The sequence below is a fragment of the Extibacter muris genome, assembly GCF_004345005.1.
Lineage (GTDB): Bacteria > Bacillota > Clostridia > Lachnospirales > Lachnospiraceae > Extibacter > Extibacter muris.
Map to the genome: position 1 here is coordinate 152,613 of NZ_SMMX01000008.1, position 20,892 is coordinate 173,504.

Genomic DNA, 20,892 nt, shown 5'->3' on the forward strand with positions numbered 1-20,892 from the left:
TTAATCTGCTTATACGTTCATTTTGTTCATCGTGAAATTATTCTTCTTACATACGATGATACCTTCCGACTGCAGTTTGCCTATCTCGTTGGACAGGGCGCTCCGGTCTACGGACAGATAATCCGCCAGCTGCTGTCGGTTGAAAGGAATCTCGAAGGTGGAGCAGTCGTATTTCAGCGATTCCGTAGACAGATAGGAGAGCAGCCGTTCCCGTATCGTGCGTCTCGTCAGGTGTTCCATCTTTTTCGTGAGCGCTACATTTTTCGCAGAGATAGCTGCCAGCAGGTTCTGTATGAGCCTCGTGTGGAAGGTGCAGGCTGTAGTACAGACCGTCAATATCCTTCTGCTCGAGCAGACAGTGGATAAAGGGATACATGTCTACACGCACGGCGAGATGCTCCCGGCCCACGCTTATCCCGAACTAAAGAAGTATCCGCAGCTAAAGGGCAATTTTGGCACCGCATGGCAGAACCAGCAGAAGGAATTCGACCACATACCGGGAGCTGTCCTTTTTACGACGAACTGCCTCATGCCTGTAAAAGAAAGCTATGCAGACCGCGTCTTTACGACAGAGGTCGTGTCATATCCTGAGATGGTGCACATAGGGGAAGATAAAGATTTTACTCCGGTGATAGAAAAGGCGCTGGCGCTCGGCGGGTATGCCGCGGATGTCGAGATGACAGGAATCAACGGAGGGACTGAACTGATGACGGGCTTTGGACATGGCGAGGTATTAGGAATGGCAGACAAAGTGGTCGATGCGGTGAAGAGTGGCGCAATCAGTCATTTCTTCCTGGTCGGGGGATACGATGGCGCACGCACGGGCAGGAACTACTATACGGAATTTGTGAAGCAGACTCCTGAGGACTCCATAATCCTTACCCTGGCCTGTGGAAAATACCGTTTTAATGATTTGGATCTGGGAACTATAGGAGGCCTCCCAAGGATAATGGATATGGGCCAGTGCAATGACGCCTACGGTGCCATAAAAGTGGCGGCTGCTCTGGCAGACGCGTTCGGTTGTGGAATTAACGAACTGCCGCTGTCCATGGTACTATCGTGGTATGAGCAGAAAGCAGTATGCATCCTTCTTACGCTGCTGCATCTTGGGATTAAGAATATCTACCTGGGACCGACCTTGCCTGCCTTCCTTTCCGACAACGTGTTAGGTCATCTCGTGGACAACTACAATATCTCTCCGATAAGCACGCCGGAGCTGGATCTGAAAAAGATACTCGGCTAGATATTACCTTCTGCTTCTGGAAGCGGATAACATTGTCTTATCGATACTGTTGGGATATAATAGTGTTTAACGTTTCAAAGGAGATAATAATATATGAAAAAGATATTTTTTGTCGAGGACGATAGAGAAATCGTGAAAAATCTTGCCCGGCTGCTGCGCTCAGAAGGCTTCCTGGTCAGCCATGCCTCTACACAGAGAGAAGCGCCGGTATGATTGCGGAGGGCAGATTCGATCTGGCCCTGGTGGACATATCCCTGCCTGACGGCAATGGCTTTGCGGTCTGCACCGAAATCAGGCAGGCGCAAGATATACCGGACATCTTTCTGACGGCGTCCGGCGATGAGGCGAGTGTTGTGACCGGACTTAACATGGGCGCGGACGATTACATCACCAAGCCTTTCAGGCCGCGTGAACTGGTTGCCCGGATAGAAGCTGCCCTGCGCAAATCAGGGCGGCCCCGTCTGCGTTTGAAATATGCGGGCTTTCTGTAGATACGGCGGGCGGAATCGTATAAAAAGACGGCAAAGAGGTTTTCCTGTCCGCTTTGGAATACCGCCTGCTCCTTGTCTTTATCAACAATCCTGAGAGTATTGTCACGAGGGACAGACTGTTGGATGAATTATGGGATGTTGCAGGCGAATTTGTCAATAATAATACACTGACCGTCTATATCAAGCGGCTGCGGGAAAAGATTGAGGACAACCCTGCAGATCCGCATATTATCCTGACTGTCTGGGGCATAGGCTACAGGCTGGGAGGCAGCTATGTTTCGCAATAGAGAGATCCGACGGCCGGAATCATGGCCCTTGTTTCCGCCGCCTTTGGTGCCGTATTTTTTACATTTACAAGGGCCCGATACAAAAGCATCGCACAGATTTCCGACCAGATCGACCTCGTGCTCCATAATGCAGATTATCTGTATATCAGTGAATCAGAAGAAGGCGAGCTTTCCATCCTGCAAAGTGAAATCACCAAAATGACGCTGCGTATCAGGGAACAGAACGAGGCCCTGAAAAAAGAGAAGAGCCACCTGGCGGAATCTCTTGCCGATATCGCGCACCAGCTCCGTACGCCGCTTACTTCCGCAAATCTCATCCTGTCTCTGCTGAAGAATAACCCGGTAGAACAGGAACGGAAAGCGCTGCTCCGGGAGACGGAGGAACTGTTTATCCAGATGGAATGGCTCATCGCTTCCCTGCTCAAGCTGTCCCGTCTGGACGCAGGCATCGTAGTGTTCCGGATTGGGCCGGTTGACGTGGAAAGCCTCATAGATGCTTCGCTGCGCCCGTTCCTGATATCAATGGAACTGCACGATATACAGGTGCGGACGGACGTGCCGGCAGGAACGGTGGTGTCAGGCGATTCGGGGTGGCTTTCGGAAGCTGTGCAGAACATTCTGAAAAACTGTATTGAAGGTGCGGGCGATAACGGCAGGATAGAGATCGGCTGTTCCGATACCCCTCTCTATATGGAGATTACTCTCCGTGACAGTGGCAAGGGCATTGAGAAAGAAGACTTGCCCCATCTCTTTGACAGGTTTTACCGCGGAAAGAATTCTGATGCGTCAGGATATGGAATCGGGCTGGCCCTGTGCAAGACGATTATCACCCGTCAGGGTGGGACGGTAACCGCAAGAAGCCATCCCCAGGGCGTGGCCTTATTTACGATCCGATTCCCTAAGTGACGAATCAGTCACCAAAAAGTCACGAAGATGTAAGGGTACTGTTCTATTATATGAGTAAGTTCAGGACCGGCCGGATCCACAGGCGGGGATTGGACAGATTTATAGAAGGAGGCTCACATAATGGAGTTTTTAAAAGTTGCAGATCTGTGCAAGGTATACGGCAAAGGTGATAGCCAGGTCACTGCATTGGACCATGTATCGCTTACTATAGGAAAAGGGGAGTTTACCGCAATCATCGGTTCCTCAGGTTCTGGCAAGTCCACACTGCTTCATGCCATTGCCGGCGTGGATGTGCCGACGGGAGGAAAGGTGTATCTGAACGGGCAGGATGTATATGCACAGAGCAATGAGAATCTGGCTGTTTTCCGCAGGCGGCAGGTCGGTCTCATCTATCAGTTCCACAATCTCATCCCTACGTTGAACGTGGTGGAGAATATTACGCTGCCGATTCTGATGGATAAGCGGAAAGTGAACAGGGAACGGCTGGACGATCTGCTGGAACTGCTCGGCCTGCAAGGAAGGAAAGCCCATCTGCCCAACCAGCTTTCCGGCGGCCAGCAGCAGCGCGTCGCCATCGGCCGTGCCCTGATGAACGCGCCCCAGGTCTGCCTGGCCGATGAACCGACAGGAAGCTTGGACAGCCGTAACGGACAGGAAATCATCCGTCTGCTGAAAGAAAGCAACCAGAAGTATGGGCAGACTTTGATTCTCGTCACCCATGACGAGAACATCGCCTTGCAGGCGGACCGCATCATCGCCATCGCAGATGGGAGAATAGTGCGGGACGAGAGGCAGGTGTCGAGATGATGAACATCTTTCATAAAGTTGCGTACCAGGGGCTGAAGAAAGGCCGCACACGGACCTTCGTCACAATCATCGGGGTAGCGCTGTCCGCGGCTATGATTACGGCGGTTGCCACATTTGCCGTATCGCTGCAGAACTATGTCATTAACGGGGCAATAGCAAAACCTTTGACACACTGCCCGTGTCTCTGATTACAGGCATCTGCCAGAGGCCCGCTTTTGAAGAGATTGCAGCTCCCGGCTATACGCTGATAACAAAGGCAGATGCAGCAGCTTCGTCGCACGGCTTCAGTACCTTTGTCACGCTGAAGAACCCGGCAGAGGTCCATGCATATGCAGAAGAGGTTGCAGAAGGACATGATTATTTCCTGAACGATGATGTACTGCGTTTCATGGGTTTTTCGGATGATAAGCTGTTTAATGCGCTGCTCTATGCGGCCGGGGGCATACTGGTAGCACTCGTGATGCTCGGTTCCGTGTTCCTGATCTATAATTCGTTCCATATATCGTTAAACGAACGGACGCACCAGTTCGGTATTCTTATGTCCGCAGGAGCCACGGAAAAGCAGCTGCGTAATTCTGTCCTGTTTGAGGGGCTCTGCATCGGTGCTGTCGGTATTCCGCTTGGCATGCTCATTGGCATTCCAAGCATCTGGCTTGTTCTTTCGCTGGTATCTAAGAACTTCACAAACATTCTGTATGACAACGTACAGCTGACGTTGAAGGTATCGGTTCCAGCCCTTGTAGCTGCAGCAGTTATCAGCCTGGCTACTATTTTGAAGATAAAGAACTTTAAGAGAAATAAGCGGCGTTACAGAAGCATCGTCCTGTCACTTACGTTAAGCGTCGTGCTGTTCGTGTCTGCAGGTGCTTTCCGGACCTATCTGGGCCAGATGGGAGAACGGTCGTCTGTGGAAATCGACGGTGATATTTTATTCTATACAAAGGATATGAAAGAAAATGACGTGCTCCGGCTCTATGACGATCTGGAGAGAGCGGATGGAATCACCAAAAGCAACTATCAGGCGCTCGCTACTTATTCCTGCGAGGTGGACAAAAGCAGCCTTACCAGGGAATTCTGGGACAGCTGCCAGGAGACTGCCGGCATGGATGGGACAGGTGAGACAGCAGATCTTAAGATGGATGTCCAGTTCATTGAAGATGGCATCTACAAAGAATTCATTGATAGCCTCGGCCATCCGGCGGACAGTCTAAGACGATCCACGCGACATTTGCAGATACGTATCCGCTGGATCCTCCGCCGGTGGAGCCGTCTGAAGCGAAGGGATACACTTTCAGGGCGGTCGTCCCTTACAGCATGAAGTCCCAGTTTGATATGCTGGGCGCCCCTGAGAAGCTGGGCCTGACATTCTGGTCAGATAATCCGGGGAAGTCTGTGGAGCAGATGAAGACGATAATCGACGGGACATGCGTCACCTCCGGGTATACTTTATATAATGTCCATCAGTTGCTTGAGGAGAGCCGGAATATTTTGTTTATCGTCAATCTGTTTACTGCTATCTTTGTCATTATGATGACGCTGATTGCAGTCGCGAATGTATTCAACACTATCTCTACCAACATCAAGCTGCGTAGACGGGAGCTTGCCATGCTGCGTTCCGTGGGCATGGCCGAGCGGGATTTCAATAAGATGATACGCTTCGAGTGTGCGCTCTATGGATATCGGACCATGCTGATCGGTCTTCCTGCTGCCGGGATTCTGTCATGGCTTATCTATGTAGGGATAGACGCCGGCGGCGGGCAGGTCAGGTATGTATTTCCGTGGTCCAGCATCGGAGTCAGCATATTGGGCGTGTTCCTGGTCATATTCATTACAATGCTGTACGTTGTCAGCAAGATAAAGAAAGAGAACATTATTGATGCACTTCGGGATGATATGATCTGAATTTGTACAGACAGCCGGAAAGGGATGGATGGACATGAAGAAAAAGCAGAGAAACGCTTGATGAAAGGGTCAGGGACGCCCGTAGTGCAGAAGGCTATACTGCATGTATGGAACTGCCGCGGTTTTATATAAAGGCCGCCATATGTGCAGAGGACCACAGGCTCAAGGACCACTGCGGAATCGACCCTCTTGCGGTCGCCCGTGCCGCATGGACAGATATAAAGGCGGGAGCATTCGTGGAAGGCGAAAGCACCATCACCCAGCAGCTTGTCAAGAACCTGCTGTTTACAGAGGATAAAAAGATGGAACGGAAGGCCGCAGAAGTATTTGCAGCTGCTGGCAGGAGTTCCAAATGCACCATCTCTCTGCTCTCCGGATACGGACAAGGAGGCGGCCAGGCGGCGTACGGTCCAGGTGCTGGAAAGTATGGTGTGCCAGAAGATAATCACTCAGGAAGAGGCAGAGAGAATAGAAAATAGAAAATAGCGACGGCTAAGCTGCCAGGCATATTATAAAAAAAGTACAGAACAAACATTCGAGTTTGCTCTGTACTTTTTTCATGCCATCTGATATAATCTTATCTAGTTGCAGGAATAATACATGTAATTACAAATGCATTCATAAAGGAGGAGCTTTCGTGGATCATTTTGAATTGGTATCTGAATACAAGCCGACCGGCGATCAGCCCCAGGCTATAGCCGAACTGGCAGCAGGATTTAAGGAAGGAAATCAGTGTCAGACGCTTCTCGGCGTCACCGGCTCCGGTAAGACCTTTACGATGGCCAATGTCATACAGGAATTGAACAAGCCGACATTGATTATTGCACATAATAAGACATTGGCGGCACAGCTTTACGGAGAGTTCAAGGAATTCTTCCCGAATAATGCGGTGGAGTATTTCGTCAGCTAGTCTGTCTGGGAGTGAAAAAGCGTGATATTTCGTGCTTTTTCGTGCTGTTTGGTACGGATTTTGCGGATGAAATGGTAGGATACGGACTAGATGATATTAGGTGGACAAATGGAATTTGTGACTTTTTGTAGGAAAAATTCGTAATGAAAAATTAAGCTCACGATAATTATAGAATATATTATTTATAAGGAATAAAAATATGGTATAATATCCCAAACAGCTATAATTTGAGCTTTGGATGGAGGAGATTGTATGGAGAAAATTGATATTTCCAAATTCAGGCTCAATAGCGTGTATTATTACGTTGATCAAAAAATTATATTGCTTAAGATATTTGAAGACATTCAGATGGTAAAGATAAAATTCTTCACAACAGAAATGGAACGTATTGTTGATGTGAAGCTGATTTCTTTGAAACCTATTTGTGAGAGGTCAATATCAATTAAGCTATTGGGCGGTGGAACGGGATGATTTTAGATTTTTATGAAGGAAAATTAGATGGTGATACATGGGAAGATTTATGCCAATCATGTTATAGAATTAAATATCAGGAACAACATTATACGGAAATACCAGCAACGCAAGGTGGTGATGCGGGTATTGAAGGGTTTACTCGAACTGGTATAGTAAATCAATGCTATTATCCAGAGAGAGAGTATTCTGATGATGAAATATATAATCATCAAAGAGATAAAATGACAGCAGATATAGGGAAACTGCTCAAGGATAAGTATAAAAAGCGTTTGAATCAATTGGGTGTTCCACTCATACATGAGTGGCATTTTGTTATACCGTTTTATAAGGATTCGAGAATTCTTCAGCATGCTGAAACAAAAAGACAAGAAGTTTTAAAATGTAAAAAAGATAATCCATCACAATATGACTATATAGCGGATGACTTTATCATAGTAATAAAACAAGCAGAGGATTTTAGATTTGAAATAACAAGAAGCATAAGGAATTCATTGACAGATGCTAAGTTAAACTTGGCTGTTAGAGAAGTTAAAGCTGTTGATTGGGAAAAATGTGATTCTGAAAAGACTAATAATATAAAAAGAAAAGTTAAAGCGGTGATGAATGATATAGATGAAGAGGATGAAGGATTTAAGCAGGTAATAGCTACTTATATAGAGGCATATATAAAAGGCATGGAAATATTGCGAATGCTACGAGTATCATATGCGGAAATATATGAAGATGTCTATGGATTAGAGCAAGCATATAAAAAGCAAGTTTCTCTAAAAACGTGCATGAACACAGATAAGAGTTTAAATATTAAGATCTTTAATGAGATTTTAGAAGATTTTGAGAAACAGTTGAGAGAAACATGTCAGTATTTTACAGTTGCCTCTATTTTTGAACTTAAAACAGATATTATTAGTATGTGGTTGGCAGATTGTTCAATGCAGTTTAGGAAGTAGGGATACTATTATGGATAATTATTTATTGACTAATGAGATAATTTTTGATTCTAAGCCAGATGCGGTTCCTTACAATTACAGAATTAGTTATAAGATTGCACAGATTTGTTTAATTATTGCAAAAACTTGTAGTGGAAGAGCAGGATGTTCTTTGGTTAAATTACATATTATTTCTAATGCTTTGAATACTAAAGAATGTATGCAGGCGTTAGAAGAATATGTTAATGAAAAAATGTCATTTATGCTTGTAAGATTTGATCCGGCAGTAAATAGAGCTATAAAATATGCAATAGCTGATAAACTAGTTAGTCAATTAAAAAATGGTACTTTTAAATTGACTGATACGGGAAAAGAATTGGTAAAAAAAATTGATAAAGAAGATATTTTGCAAGAGGAAAAAATATTTTTGAAAGAATTAGGTCTTAAATTAACAAATGATAAGATTGAGCAATTGATGTCTTTGTGGAGGTACAAGAATGCTGAGAGTTGATAGATTAAGAGTAGAGATACAAACTGAGGAAGGCTTGTATGGTGTTGATGAAAAATTTAATGATGGTCTAAATTTCTTAGCAAGCGGAGATAATACCTGCGGAAAAAGTTCGATTCTTGAGGCAGTATATTACTGTTTAGGATTTGAAGAAATTATAGGTGGAAAAGGAGAAAAGGTTTTAACATCTGTTTACAAAACTTTTATTGAAAGTGGCGATAAAAAGCTGTATGTATTAGAAGCGAAAATTTATTTACAAATATCTAATGGAAGCGAAGTGGTTACTTTATATCGAGTAGCCAAAATGGATAATAGAGATACAAAATTGATTACTGTTTATTATTCTGAATTAGATAATATAAGAGATGCTACTCTTGTGGAGGACACATACGTTCATATGCCCAATTCAGCAGTCTATACACAAGGATTTCATAGATTTTTAGAAAAATTCTTACATTTAGAGCTTCCAATAGTTCCGGCAACAGATGGAAACCAGAGAAAGTTATATTTGCAGTTACTTTTTTCATGTATGTTTATAGAACAAAAGCATGGTTGGGCAGATATTTTTTCAGGAATGCCAATTTTAGGAATAAAGGATTCGAAAAAGCGTGTACTTGAGTTTGTTATGAAATTAGATACATTAAGTAATGAAAAGAAGAAAGATTCTTTAAAAACAAAAGAAATTAGGATAAGAAGTGAATGGGAACTATTGGTTAAAGAAATTTTTAATGCTGTAGGAAGGGAGACGTGTGAAATTCTTGGAGTACCATTAAAGCCAAGCGTTTTAACTAAAATAGACTTAACTGGAATTCACATATTAAAAAATAAGCAGAATATTGATGAATATATAAACGGGCTGAGAAAGGAATATAAAGAAATTGATAATATTAAGCCAAAAGTAGTTGATAATTTTGAAGAATTGCAGGAGGAATTAAATTCTACTGAGAAAACCATAGAGGAGTATGAAGATACTACAAGATGGTTTAGAGAGCATATACTGCAAGAGAAAGCAGCAATTCAAGTATTAGACAACAATCTCGAAATTATTGAAAATGATTTAAGGAATAATAAAGATGCTGCAAGATTGAGAGATTTAGGTTCACAATTAAATTGCTTAACTTCCAAAGATATATGTCCGGTGTGTCATCAACCGATTAATGATTCTCTTTTGCCTTCACTAGAAGGCGTGGAAATCATGAGTATAGATGAAAATATTCGTCATTTAGAAGCACAAAAGGTAATGTTGAATTACGCAAAAGAAAGCCATAAGCATAGTAGAGATGATATGGATCAGAAAATCCAAAATCTTCAAGGAAAAATATTTACTTTAAGAAGATTAGCGAAAACATTACGTAGTGATTTATACGCTGTGGATGATAGTTTATCGGAATCTTTAGTATATAAGAAAATTGAATTACAAACGAGAATTGATCAATTGGAAGATTTGAAAAACTTTATTGAAAATAAAAAGGAGAGATTCGAAGAATTATCAGATGATTGGAAGGGATACTTAAAGGAAAAGAAGGAAATTCCTAGTAGTAAATTTTCTGCTAAAGATTTTGAAAAATTGAAATTATTGCGTGATAAATTTGTGATAAATTTGATGACCTATGGATATAAGAGCGTTATAGATATGCAAGAAATAAATATATCTGAGGAAAGTTATTTACCAGTTATTGAAAAATTTGATATGAAATTTGATTCTTCTGCGAGTGATAATATTAGAGGTATTTGGGCTTATACGATAGCCTTGATGCAGGTGTCTATGGTAAAAGGAGGTAACCATCCAACAGTCTTAATTTTTGATGAACCCGTACAACATAGCATTGTGCCAAAGGATATGGAAAAATTTTTTGAAAGTATCTTATCGTTAGGAAATAATTGTCAAACAATAATAGGCATCACTGTGAAAGATAGCGATACGAAAAAAGCCATTGATAAATTAAAAGAAGGAACATATAATTTAATCGAAGTTAAAAATAAAGCATTTCAAAAATTGGACGCATAGTTACAAAAGAATTACATACCCCGATTGGTTTTCATTACGAGAATCAATCGGTTTTTTATGCCTAAATTTCCGTACATAGCCATTCCCCACAAAGGAGTGGCTATTAAATTTTTCAGGAAAGGAGGAATCCGTAATGCACTCACAGAGTATGTCATCAAAATGCAAAGTGATTGCCATTGCTAACCAAAAGGGCGGCACGGGAAAGACAACCACAACAGTCAATCTCGGTGTGGGACTGGCAAATGAGGGAAACAGGGTACTTCTGGTAGACGCTGATCCACAAGGTGATTTGACAACATCTTTAGGGTGGGTAGAACAAGACAATCTTCCCGTCACACTCACAACGCACATGGAAAATATTATCCGTGACAGACCAATGGAGACGGGAGAGGGGATTTTGCACCACGAGGAAGGTGTTGACCTGATTCCGGCAAATATTGAGTTATCTGGTATGGAAATGTTGCTTGTAAATGCCATGAGCCGGGAAACAACAATGAAAACCTGTCTGGAGCCATTGAAAAAGCAGTATGACTATATTCTCATTGATTGTATGCCGAGTTTGGGAATGCTGACGATTAACGCATTAGCGGCGGCTGACAGCGTGATTGTACCTGTTCAGGCTCATTACCTGCCCTTAAAAGGTATGACACAGTTAATCCAGACCATTAAGAAGGTGCAGCGTCAAATCAATCCTTCATTGAGAGTGGACGGTGTATTGCTTACACTGGCAGATATGCGTACTAATCTAGCAAGAGCCACAGAAAGTAGTCTGAAGCAGAACTATGGGAAATTCATTAAAGTGTATCAGACAGTGATTCCGGTTGCAATTAAAGCCGCAGAGACAAGTGCCGCAGGAAAGAGTATTTACAGTTACGACAAAGACGGTACAGTTGCAAGGGCATATCAAGCCTTTACGAAGGAGGTGGTGAAAGATGGCGAAAGGCAGAGGAATCAATCTAAATCTTCCCTCAGCAGATGATTTATTCAGTACACAGGAAGAACGAGACGAGGTAAAGCGTGAAATGGTGATGGAGATTGGGATTGAAGAAATCAGTGATTTTCCAGACCACCCGTTCAAGGTCAGAATGGACGAGGAAATGCAAAATCTGGTGGAAAGTGTAAGACAGTATGGCGTGCTTTCACCAGCACTTGTAAGAACAAAGCCAGAGGGCGGTTATGAAATGGTAGCCGGACACCGAAGAAAATATGCAAGTGAAATAGCGGAAAAGAAAGACATACCGTGTATTGTCCGTGAATTATCGGACGAAGAGGCTACCATTCTTATGGTTGACTCCAATCTGCAACGGGAAACTATCTTACCATCAGAGAAAGCCTTTGCCTATAAAATGAAACTTGACGCAATGAAAAGGCAGGGAAAGCGTACTGATTTAACTTCCGAGCCAGTGGCGTGGAAGTTAAAAGGAAGAGAATCAGCAGAGATATTAGGAGAACAGGTAGGAGAAAGTAAAGACCAAGTACGTAGATATATCCGTTTAACCAATCTTATACCGGAATTACTTGAATTAGTGGATAATTCTGTTCTGAAAGAAAAAGGTATGTTACAGATTGCCATGCGTCCGGCAGTAGAGTTGTCTTATTTGCCGAAAGAGGAACAGACCGCATTGTATGAAACCATTGAATCGGAGGATTGCACACCGAGCCATGCACAAGCAATTAAAATGCGGCAGTTTTCAGAGCAGGGGAGATTGAATGAAGATGTGATATTTTCCATACTTTCAGAGGAAAAGGGAAATCAAAAAGAGCAATTCCGTATGCCGAAAGAGCGTATCAGCAAATTTTTTCCACCGGGGACGTCTGTAAAACAAGTGGAAGATACGATTATCAAGGCGTTGGAAATGTACCGAAAGCGGGAACGTAGTCGGGAAAGATAAGGCTTGCCACCGTAGGGGAAAGTATGCCCTTTCGTGGAAAGTCTTTTTTCTTTTCTCTCCCCCTTCCCACACCCTACCCCCTCAAGATTACCAGCAGTTTACCAGCCGAAAACACAAAGAGGGGAGCGTGGCTAGCCACTTTCCCATAAATTGAAACTTATTATACACCCTGCACAACGCAGGGATTTTTTTATGAAAGGAATGAAATCTATGATTCAGAGATTGAAAAAGAAAAGCAGAAGGGTATTGGCATTTATGCTCAGTCTTATAACCGTGCTGACTGCATTTGGTACGTCGGCAACTACTGTATTTGCGGCAGATGGAACGCTTAATTTTAATTCCGGAGAAACAATTCCCTATGGAGATTATTTTACAACGAGAATGACTTTTGACGGTACGAACACAGCATATTGTCTGGAACCGTTGAAGAAAACACCGGAAGCCGGAACGTATAGTTACAATTTGCTGCCAAATGATTCCCCGATTCGAAAGGCTTTGTATTATCTCAATGGTGGATATGGCTATGAGACGATTACAAGAGATCAGTGCTTTCATGGTTGGTCGGATACCAATGCTTATGTGGTTGGACATCTGGTATTAGCCTATATTTATGATAATTACAATGAGGGAGGCGGTGCATTTTATGGCGCTCCAGCAAATTTTATTGCAAAGGCAAAAGAAGTGGTTGATGTAATCAACTCCCTGCCAAATCCTCCAAAAAGATTCCGGGCATTTATTCTTCCGGCAGATAATCACCAGACCATTGCAGGAAGTTGGTATGAGAAACCGTATGGGTGGATTGAATTATATAAAAGCACCGCAAACGGACAGATTTCTGATGGAAACGGAAATTACAGCCTGAAAGGTGCGAAGTATGGCATTTATCAGGGAGATTCACAGGTGGCAGTCCTTACAACAAATGCCGAAGGATATGCAAAGTCCGGAGATTTGGAAACAGGTAGTTATACCATCCGTGAGATCGAAGCGAGTGCCGGATATGCCATTGATACAAAGTCTTATGATGTGGCGGTGGAATCGGAAGTGACCGCTACTGTAAAAGTGCAGGAAGTTCCACAGAATCAACCGATGGATATTGTATTGCAGAAAATAGACGCTGAGACAGGAGAGGCAAAGGCACAGGGAGCTGCGTCTTTGGAACATGCAGAATTTACACTTAAGTTCTTTACAGAACAGATGGACAGCAATCCAGAGGAAAGTGGAAAACAGCCAGTTAAAACGTGGGTATTTAAGACAGATAAGGGCGGAAAAGTGAAATTCACAAAAGAATATCTTGTTTCCGGTGATGAATTTTATTACCAGTTGGACGGTACAACACCTTGTCTGCCTTTAGGAACCGTTACGATTCAAGAAATAAAAGCACCGGAAGGATACTTTGCAAATAAGGAAGTATTTGTGCAGAAAATCACAAGAGAAGGAACGGAAGAAACGGTTTTCTGTTATAACGCAGCGGGTGTTCCGGAACAGATTTTCCGTGGAGACTTGGAGTTTGTGAAAGTGGCAGACGGAGAATTAAACCGTCTTGCAAATGTTCCTTTTTCCATTACTTCAAAAACAACCGGAGAGAGCCATACGATTGTTACGGATAAGAACGGATATGCAAGTACCTCTTCAGAGTGGGTAAAGCATTCTCAAAATACCAATCAGGGAAAATCTTCTGCGGACGGTATTTGGTTTGGAACATCACAGGTGGATGATCGTAAGGGTGCATTGCTATATGATACCTATGTAATTGAAGAGCAGAGGTGTGAGGCAAATGAGAGCATGAATCTTTTGAAGTTTGAGGTGACAATCTATAAAGATTCTGTCACTGTACAGTTGGGAACGCTTACCAATGATAAAATTGAAATCGGAACCACTGCATTAGATAAAGAGACGGGTTCTCATCTTTCAAAACCAGATGAGAAAGTAACGATTGTGGATACTGTCGAATATGAAGGTTTGAAAAAGGGACAGGAGTATAAAGTCGTTGGAACACTCATGGATAAAGAAACTGGAGAGCCGATACTGATTGATGGAAAACCAGTCACCGCAGAGGAGACATTCAAAGCAAAAAAGAGCAGCGGAACCGTAGAGGTAACATTTACGTTTGATGGTGTTTCTTTAACTGGAAAAACAGTGGTTGTCTTTGAGGAGTTATACCATGAAGATTTGAAACTGGCAGTCCATGCGGATATCGAAGATGAGGATCAGACCATTTATTTTCCGGAAATCGGAACAACCGCAAAAGACGCAGACACGGAAGAGCCTATTGCAAATGCAGATTCCGAAGTGACGCTGATTGACACGGTAAGCTATAAAAATCTTGTGCCAGGGCAGGAGTATACAGTGGTTGGAACTCTGATGGACAAAGAAACCGGAGAACCGTTGGAAATCGAAGGAAAGAAAGTAACTTCGAAGGCAGTATTTACACCGGAGGAATCGGAAGGAACCACAGAGGTCACGTTTGTCTTTGACGGAACAGATGTGAAAGGGAAAACGCTGGTCGTGTTTGAATCATTATTGTTTGAGGAAACAGAGATTGCAGTCCATGCAGATATTTCCGATGAAGGGCAGACGGTATATTTCCCTGAGATTGGGACAACAGCAACAGATACGGAGACAAACAGCCATGTATCCAGAGCTGATGAAGAAGTGACGATTGTAGATACTGTAGAATACAAAAATCTGATTCCGGGCAAGGAATATAAAGTATCCGGTGTGCTGATGGATAAAGAAACCGGAAAAGAATTACTTGTAAATGAGGAAAAAGTGACCGCAGAAACAGTATTTACACCGGAGAAGTCAGAGGGTAGTGTAGAACTCACTTTTGTTTTTGACGGAAGTGCATTGAAAGGAAAAACGATTGTTGCTTTTGAGTCTGTGACATATAAAGACAAGGAAGTAGCATCGCATACGGATATTGAGGATAAAGACCAGAGTATTTATTTCCCATTGATTCATACAACAGCGAAAGATGGTGCAGATGGAGATAAAGAAATCGTAGAATCCGAAGAGATTACACTGATAGATACCGTAGAATATGAGAATCTGGAAGTGGGGCAGGAGTATAAAGTGTCGGGGGTATTGATGGATAAGACAACAGGAGAACAGTTGCTTATTCAGGATAAACCAGTTACAGCCGAGACGGTATTCAAAGCAGAAAAGTCAGCAGGAAAAGTAGATGTTTCTTTTATTTTTAATGGTACAGGACTTGCGAACCGTGAACTTGTAGTATTTGAGAAACTTTATATCGTGAGGGAAGATACGGAAATCGAAGTGACAAACCATGAAGATATAAAGGACGAAGGACAGACCGTTAAAGTAGTAGAAAAAGAAAGCCCAAAGCCGGAAACACCAGATAAAACAACGCCAAAAACAGGGGATGACAGCCATGTAGAGGCATGGATTGGTTTGTTGGCGGTATCGACAGTTGGAATTGCAGCCTTTTTCATTCTGGCACTTAAAAAGAGGAAAAAGAAAAATAAATAAGATTATGTATCAGGGGCGGAGCGATCCGCCCTGTTTACATAGTAGGAAGGAGTTGAGAATTGTGAATGACGAACAGGAAAAGCGTATGGCGGGAGAGTATGAGATAACGAAGGAAATCTCCGTGGGAAGAAAAGAGATTGTGTTCGGTGTCAATGAGCAGTTGGATATGCCTTATTTTTGTGCTTACTACACAGTCAATGAGGTTTTTGGTTCATACGAGGAATGTCTGATTGGTGACGATTATGTGGAATTGATGGAAGTATTTGCTGACCGCATCCATGAGCAGTGCCGGGAGGTTGTGGCAGAACGGGAATCTGTTACCATACTGAGAGAGAAAATCACAGCAGAAATGTGTTTCTCAAATGATTATGGGAAAAGTCTGGTGGGGAAAGTGGTCGCAGTTAAGCCCGGTGTATTAAAACCAGAGTATCGTTCTTGTGAACATCAACTCATCTATGTGACAGGCGGGAACGGTGCGAAAGCGTCTCCCCGTGGAAATGCCTGTTACCATATCAACTTGTATTCCGGGGAACATGGCAGGTGGGAACGCTATGATATTCAAGGCGAAGTGAAACCGGCGTGCCTGCCACAGTGGGCAAAGGAACGGTTGGAAAATATCCGGCAAAAAGAAACAGAGGTTACAAAACAGACAAACAGGGAGGTGCGGTAAATATGAGTGAGGAGAGAATGAATCAGGGATATAAAATCATACAAGCGATTCCCGTAGGAGAGGTGGAGTATGTGTTAGGTGTCAATATAAAAAATCCAGACCGATTTGTAACATGGGAGTGTAGTGGAAAAGACAATTACTATTGGGGACATTATCTGAACGATCAACTGTCGGCAATCAAAGATTTATGTCAGAGAACAATGGATAAAGTAGAGTTTTATCAACAGTGGCAGGAAAAGGTGAATCAGGGAAAGCAGAGAAACAGTCAAGAACGGGAAAGGTAGGAACAGTGATGGCTCAGATAAATAACAAGACAATCAAATGTCTGTCAAAATTGATAGAGGCTGGATTTGAAACGGAAAAGGCTGTCCTTGCAATGACAATGGATGATATTTTATCTCTTCCGGGAATTAGCGTAGCAGAGATTGGCATGATCAACGAAATTCAGAAAGCAGTGAAAGCAAATAAAGTCCTTACCTTTTTAGCGGGAGGAGAGAATGAATGAAGATAGAGAGATTTAGCTTGTAGAGCAGAAAAGGAGGCAGGGTATAGATGGCACAATACAATGCAATGGAAGAAACTTATACAGAAATTAGGGTGTTAGGAAAGCCGGCACTCTTTCATGATATGAGGCTTGACCGAAATACAGTCCCCAAAGGTTTATATCTTTATGAGGTACGCCATGATGATGAAGGTTGGGGTGATCCGGTGCAGATAGCAAAGGGGATTCTAGTCAATCATTTTGGGAGTATTCTTACTCGTGAACGGATAAAATTATCATCTAACGGTTATCTGGATATTGAACCGGAGAAAGATTGGGATTATTGCGGTGGTGACTGTCGGACGATTCAGGAGTTTCTGGAGAAATACCCACCGAAACGAGAAAAAGAGAAGGAGAGGTAGGGCGAAGTTGTGGCAAAGAAATATGATTTAATTACAGATTTATATGCACAGAGTATACGGGAAGTAACCGCAACGCCGGAAAACTGGCTTGCGTTCTTACGTTCTGCCTGCCGGAATTTTCGACTTCCCTTTGATGAACAGATATTGATTCATGTGCAAAGACCGGAGGCGTTTGCAGTCCTTAGTATGGAAGATTGGAACTTGAAGTTTGGACGGTGGGTGAAGCATAATTCCAGTGCAATCGCAGTCTTTGATAAAAGCGGAAACAATATGAAGTTGAAATATTACTTTGATGTTTCCGATACAAAGGAAGGGAAATATAAACGTCTGATTCGTCCGGTAGCACTGTGGAAAGTTACGGAAGAAAATCAAGAGGCAGTAAAGGAAACATTGTCTAATGCGTTTGGAGTACCGGAAAATGTAACCGAATTGTCAGAAATTATCCGAAGTGCGGCAGAACATCTGGCAGAGGATAATCTGCTTGATTATATGCAAGACATTTTAGCATACCGCCAAGGTAGTTTTATCGAAGAGTTGGACGAATATAACGTAGAAGTAGAGGTAAGGACACTTTTATCGAACAGTATTGCCTATATGTTGATGGTACGGTGTGGCATAGACACAGAGGATTATCTGGAGACAGAAGATTTTCGTAATATCCGGGATTTTAATACACCGGAACTGGTCAATTTATTTGGTACAGCCACCAGTGATGTATCAGAAATGGCATTGGCGGAAATCTCAGATACCATGCGGAAATTACAACAGGAGCAGAACCGGAAAAATCGTACCTTTGCCGGACATCAGGAGGAACTATATACTGGAGATGAAAGAACAGAGAAAATTACTTCGGAAAGGGGTTTTAAACATGAAAGCAGTGACATACAGCAAGCAAGGAGATTATTTGATTCCGAAGCTGACCGTACCGGACGAGCCGGAAGGACACATTGGGAAGTATGGCTCCCTTCGCAGGATGTATCTGAGAGAGAACCATTACGGACTGTTCATCAGCCTGATGACACAAGGGAAACTGAAACAGCATTTGACGGAGATACAAGAAACAGCACAGAGCCGGATGGAGCAGATTACAACAGAGATGAAAGCGGCACAGAACGTGACAGAGGAACTGAAAGCGAGCGATCCGATGATGTGGGTGGGACTGATGAACAATATCCGTCAGTCAGCGGAGGAAATCGTGATGAAGGAACTGATTTACGTTTAGGCTGGTATGATAGGAGTCATGAAGATAAGAGCCTGCCATTTTTCCATAACGATAAGGATATAAAAGAACTTCTGCTTACGACACCACACTTAAGAGTAGAAAAATCGGAGATTCGGAGATTTTTTGAGAATGCTGAGGATAGTGGCAGGCGAGTGGAGTATATCAAGAGCATTTTTAATCCGGAATACACAGAAATTTATCTGGAAGATGGAAGACGTGTCGGCTATAAAACCTATCAAAATGTGCTGCATATATGGGAAGGTAGTTATCTTTCACGAACATCGCAAGGCTATTATGATTGGGGTGTAATTGCAGAGTATTTTGAGGGAATGCGTCTGATGGGAGAATTGAGGGATAAAGCAGAACCTCTCCCTACCGTTAATGGACAGTTGGCATTTTTAGATGATTTAGCAGAGGAAAAGTCCTCTGCTTTTTCTATTCCGCAGGAAATCATTGATTATACACTACGAAATGGCAGTGGGTTTTCAGAGGGGAAATTTAGGATTTATTCATTCTTTCTGCAAGGGCATACAACAAAAGAGAAAGTGACATTTCTAAAGAATGAATATGGAACAGGTGGTCATAGTCCAGTCTTAATAGGAACAGGAATCGGGGAAAATCATGATTCAAAAGGATTGAAATTGTATCGTGGCTTTGGAGAGGACGCAGAGCAGGTCTTAGTGAAATGGGAAAATGTAGCAAAGCGAATAGATGAGTTGATTGCTGCTGACCGCTATATGACGCAGAAAGAACTTTCATATATACCGGAATATGAAAAAGGTGTGGTTGCGAATGGAATCTATCATTTTTATACGAATCAGCCGGAGCATGTAGTACGTCCATACGAAAGTGGAATGTATATTACAGATGCAATCAAAGCAATCCGCCCACAACTGGATAATCCGGAGAGAGTGGAAGAATTATTAACCGGAATGTCTGAGGTACTTGAAAATACCGCTGATTTTGACAGACACTATGCGTCTATGCAGAAAGCATATCAACAACTGAGGGATTATCACGACGGAGTATTCAGTCTGTTTACACCGATACCAGCCGAAAAAGAAGAAGCACTGTCGTCTGCGCTGGTAGAATCGGCTGTTGAACAAGTAGGAAATCTTCCATCTATGAATCAGATTTATGATTTTGGGGTGGATACGGTTGTCTATATCGGTATGGACGCTTATGAAATCGTAACCCTTTCTGATGATGTGGTTGTGTTGAGGAATCAGATGTATCCACTCTTTACAGAAGAAATGCCACGTAAGGAGTTTGAACGTAAAGTAGTGGAAAATCCGGCAAATGACCATCTGAAGAAGAAAATGGAAATACTGGAAGTGGAAGAACTTCAAGAGGAGCAGAAAGTAGAGCAGGATATAGAAGTAAAGGGCGGAATTGCCCATCGGAATTATCTCTCTCTTATGGAATTAGCACCGGAAGTGCTGCGTGGGGAAAGGGACAGCATGGAATTTCATGCAGGGGAACACTTCATGCCGCTTACGGTAGAGTGGGTGGGGGAACATTGGCTGTCGATGTCTCACTACTTTGAACAAAATGGAGATTCCCTGCCCGATCCGGATATGGAATTTATGGTTGACCATGAAAAGCAGGAACTTCACGCAAGGACGTATGATTCTGCTTATCAGAAATATTTCCAAGATGTCATGCAGGAAGGTGGAAGTATTGATGAAAGATTAGAGGAGGAACTGGACGAATTTGCGGGAAAGTGGCTTGCGACGATTCGGGAGCAGGGATATAAACCTTTCCAAGAACTAGATTTACCAGCCGAAAAAGAAATATCTCCAGACCTTTCCCCGGCATGGGAGAAATCCATGCCGAAGGGAAAGGTTCAGACATTCGATCTTCATCCGGAAATTCCACAGTCACAGCGTCACCAGTTTCAAATTGCGGACGATACACTGGGACAGGGAGGTGCAAAGGAGAAGTTCCGGGCAAATATCATGGCAATCCAACTATTAAAGAAATGTGAGAAAGAAAACCGTTATGCTACACCGGAGGAACAGGAGATTTTATCTGGTTATGTAGGGTGGGGAGGCTTATCGGACGCTTTCGATGAAACCAAATCCTCATGGGGAATTGAATATTTGGAACTGAAAACCGTATTGACGGAAGAAGAATATGAGGCGGCAAGACAGTCTACCTTGACTGCATTTTATACACCGCCAGTCGTGATCCGTTCCATGTATCAGGCACTGGAGAATATGGGGCTGAAATCAGGGAATATTGTGGAGCCATC

The 20,892-nt window shown here is 42.9% G+C and carries 20 protein-coding genes and 3 pseudogenes; 22 read left to right on the forward strand and 1 reads right to left on the reverse strand.

The window, feature by feature from the left end:
• Positions 1 to 9: 9 nt before the first annotated feature.
• Positions 10 to 336, reverse strand: coding sequence for a Crp/Fnr family transcriptional regulator (locus tag E1963_RS20155; protein ID WP_243117693.1), 327 nt, complete (start codon positions 334 to 336; stop codon positions 10 to 12).
• A gap of 4 nt (positions 337 to 340) precedes the next feature.
• On the opposite strand from E1963_RS20155, the pseudogene hcp reads away from it, so the two are divergent.
• From hcp to E1963_RS23100, 22 genes and pseudogenes are all read left to right on the forward strand, one after another.
• Positions 341 to 1,243 (forward strand): annotated as a pseudogene (hcp, locus tag E1963_RS11335) (hydroxylamine reductase); the annotation flags it as partial.
• A gap of 93 nt (positions 1,244 to 1,336) precedes the next feature.
• A pseudogene (locus E1963_RS22715) lies at positions 1,337 to 2,021 on the forward strand (response regulator transcription factor).
• A gap of 21 nt (positions 2,022 to 2,042) precedes the next feature.
• Positions 2,043 to 2,927 (forward strand): sensor histidine kinase, encoded by an 885-nt coding sequence (locus tag E1963_RS11345; protein ID WP_132278030.1) that lies wholly within the window; start codon positions 2,043 to 2,045, stop codon positions 2,925 to 2,927.
• A 120-nt stretch (positions 2,928 to 3,047) separates the two neighbouring features.
• Positions 3,048 to 3,734: an ABC transporter ATP-binding protein gene (locus E1963_RS11350; RefSeq protein WP_132278032.1), complete on the forward strand. Its 687-nt coding sequence runs from the start codon at positions 3,048 to 3,050 to the stop codon at positions 3,732 to 3,734.
• A complete protein-coding gene (locus E1963_RS22010; RefSeq protein ID WP_330570804.1) occupies positions 3,731 to 3,922 on the forward strand; it encodes a hypothetical protein in 192 nt (63 codons plus the stop codon). Before E1963_RS11350 ends, E1963_RS22010 begins: the two co-directional genes overlap by 4 nt.
• Entirely contained in the window at positions 3,913 to 5,052 is a 1,140-nt protein-coding gene (locus E1963_RS22015; protein ID WP_330570805.1) for an ABC transporter permease, read from the forward strand. Before E1963_RS22010 ends, E1963_RS22015 begins: the two co-directional genes overlap by 10 nt.
• Positions 5,049 to 5,636: an ABC transporter permease gene (locus tag E1963_RS22020; protein ID WP_330570806.1), complete on the forward strand. Its 588-nt coding sequence runs from the start codon at positions 5,049 to 5,051 to the stop codon at positions 5,634 to 5,636. Before E1963_RS22015 ends, E1963_RS22020 begins: the two co-directional genes overlap by 4 nt.
• 107 nt (positions 5,637 to 5,743) lie before the next feature.
• Entirely contained in the window at positions 5,744 to 6,115 is a 372-nt protein-coding gene (locus E1963_RS11360) for a transglycosylase domain-containing protein (RefSeq protein WP_243117694.1), read from the forward strand.
• Positions 6,116 to 6,273: 158 nt separating this feature from the next.
• Positions 6,274 to 6,543, forward strand: a pseudogene (locus E1963_RS11365) (DEAD/DEAH box helicase family protein); the annotation flags it as partial.
• 255 nt (positions 6,544 to 6,798) lie between these two features.
• The gene (locus E1963_RS11370) at positions 6,799 to 7,017 is read left to right on the forward strand and encodes a hypothetical protein (protein WP_132278034.1); all 219 of its coding nucleotides are present in this window, start codon (positions 6,799 to 6,801) and stop codon (positions 7,015 to 7,017) included.
• A complete protein-coding gene (locus tag E1963_RS11375; protein WP_132278036.1) occupies positions 7,014 to 7,967 on the forward strand; it encodes a hypothetical protein in 954 nt (317 codons plus the stop codon). Before E1963_RS11370 ends, E1963_RS11375 begins: the two co-directional genes overlap by 4 nt.
• A 10-nt stretch (positions 7,968 to 7,977) precedes the next feature.
• Positions 7,978 to 8,457, forward strand: coding sequence for a hypothetical protein (locus E1963_RS11380; RefSeq protein WP_132278038.1), 480 nt, complete (start codon positions 7,978 to 7,980; stop codon positions 8,455 to 8,457).
• Positions 8,444 to 10,462, forward strand: a complete 2,019-nt coding sequence (locus E1963_RS11385) for a coiled-coil domain-containing protein (protein ID WP_132278040.1) — start codon at positions 8,444 to 8,446, stop codon at positions 10,460 to 10,462. Before E1963_RS11380 ends, E1963_RS11385 begins: the two co-directional genes overlap by 14 nt.
• A 148-nt stretch (positions 10,463 to 10,610) precedes the next feature.
• Positions 10,611 to 11,441: a ParA family protein gene (locus tag E1963_RS11390; protein WP_132278077.1), complete on the forward strand. Its 831-nt coding sequence runs from the start codon at positions 10,611 to 10,613 to the stop codon at positions 11,439 to 11,441.
• Positions 11,395 to 12,354, forward strand: a complete 960-nt coding sequence (locus E1963_RS11395) for a ParB/RepB/Spo0J family partition protein (RefSeq protein WP_132278042.1) — start codon at positions 11,395 to 11,397, stop codon at positions 12,352 to 12,354. The genes E1963_RS11390 and E1963_RS11395 overlap by 47 nt, the downstream gene beginning before the upstream one ends.
• Before the next feature lie 210 nt (positions 12,355 to 12,564).
• On the forward strand, positions 12,565 to 15,843 hold the full coding sequence (locus E1963_RS11400; RefSeq protein WP_132278044.1) for a VaFE repeat-containing surface-anchored protein: 3,279 nt from the start codon (positions 12,565 to 12,567) through the stop codon (positions 15,841 to 15,843).
• A 61-nt stretch (positions 15,844 to 15,904) separates the two neighbouring features.
• The gene (locus E1963_RS11405; protein ID WP_132278046.1) at positions 15,905 to 16,513 is read left to right on the forward strand and encodes a hypothetical protein; all 609 of its coding nucleotides are present in this window, start codon (positions 15,905 to 15,907) and stop codon (positions 16,511 to 16,513) included.
• Positions 16,514 to 16,515: 2 nt separating this feature from the next.
• Positions 16,516 to 16,797 carry a hypothetical protein gene (locus E1963_RS11410; protein ID WP_132278048.1) on the forward strand — a complete coding sequence of 94 codons (282 nt, stop codon included), beginning with the start codon at positions 16,516 to 16,518 and terminating at the stop codon, positions 16,795 to 16,797.
• An 8-nt stretch (positions 16,798 to 16,805) separates the two neighbouring features.
• Positions 16,806 to 17,018: a hypothetical protein gene (locus E1963_RS11415; protein WP_132278050.1), complete on the forward strand. Its 213-nt coding sequence runs from the start codon at positions 16,806 to 16,808 to the stop codon at positions 17,016 to 17,018.
• A 47-nt stretch (positions 17,019 to 17,065) separates the two neighbouring features.
• On the forward strand, positions 17,066 to 17,416 hold the full coding sequence (locus tag E1963_RS11420; protein WP_132278052.1) for an LPD28 domain-containing protein: 351 nt from the start codon (positions 17,066 to 17,068) through the stop codon (positions 17,414 to 17,416).
• A gap of 868 nt (positions 17,417 to 18,284) precedes the next feature.
• Positions 18,285 to 18,638 carry a TnpV protein gene (locus E1963_RS11425; RefSeq protein WP_132278054.1) on the forward strand — a complete coding sequence of 118 codons (354 nt, stop codon included), beginning with the start codon at positions 18,285 to 18,287 and terminating at the stop codon, positions 18,636 to 18,638.
• A gap of 1,460 nt (positions 18,639 to 20,098) precedes the next feature.
• Positions 20,099 to 20,892: DUF6908 domain-containing protein (locus E1963_RS23100; protein ID WP_414655371.1), on the forward strand; the 794-nt coding region annotated here is incomplete at its 3' end.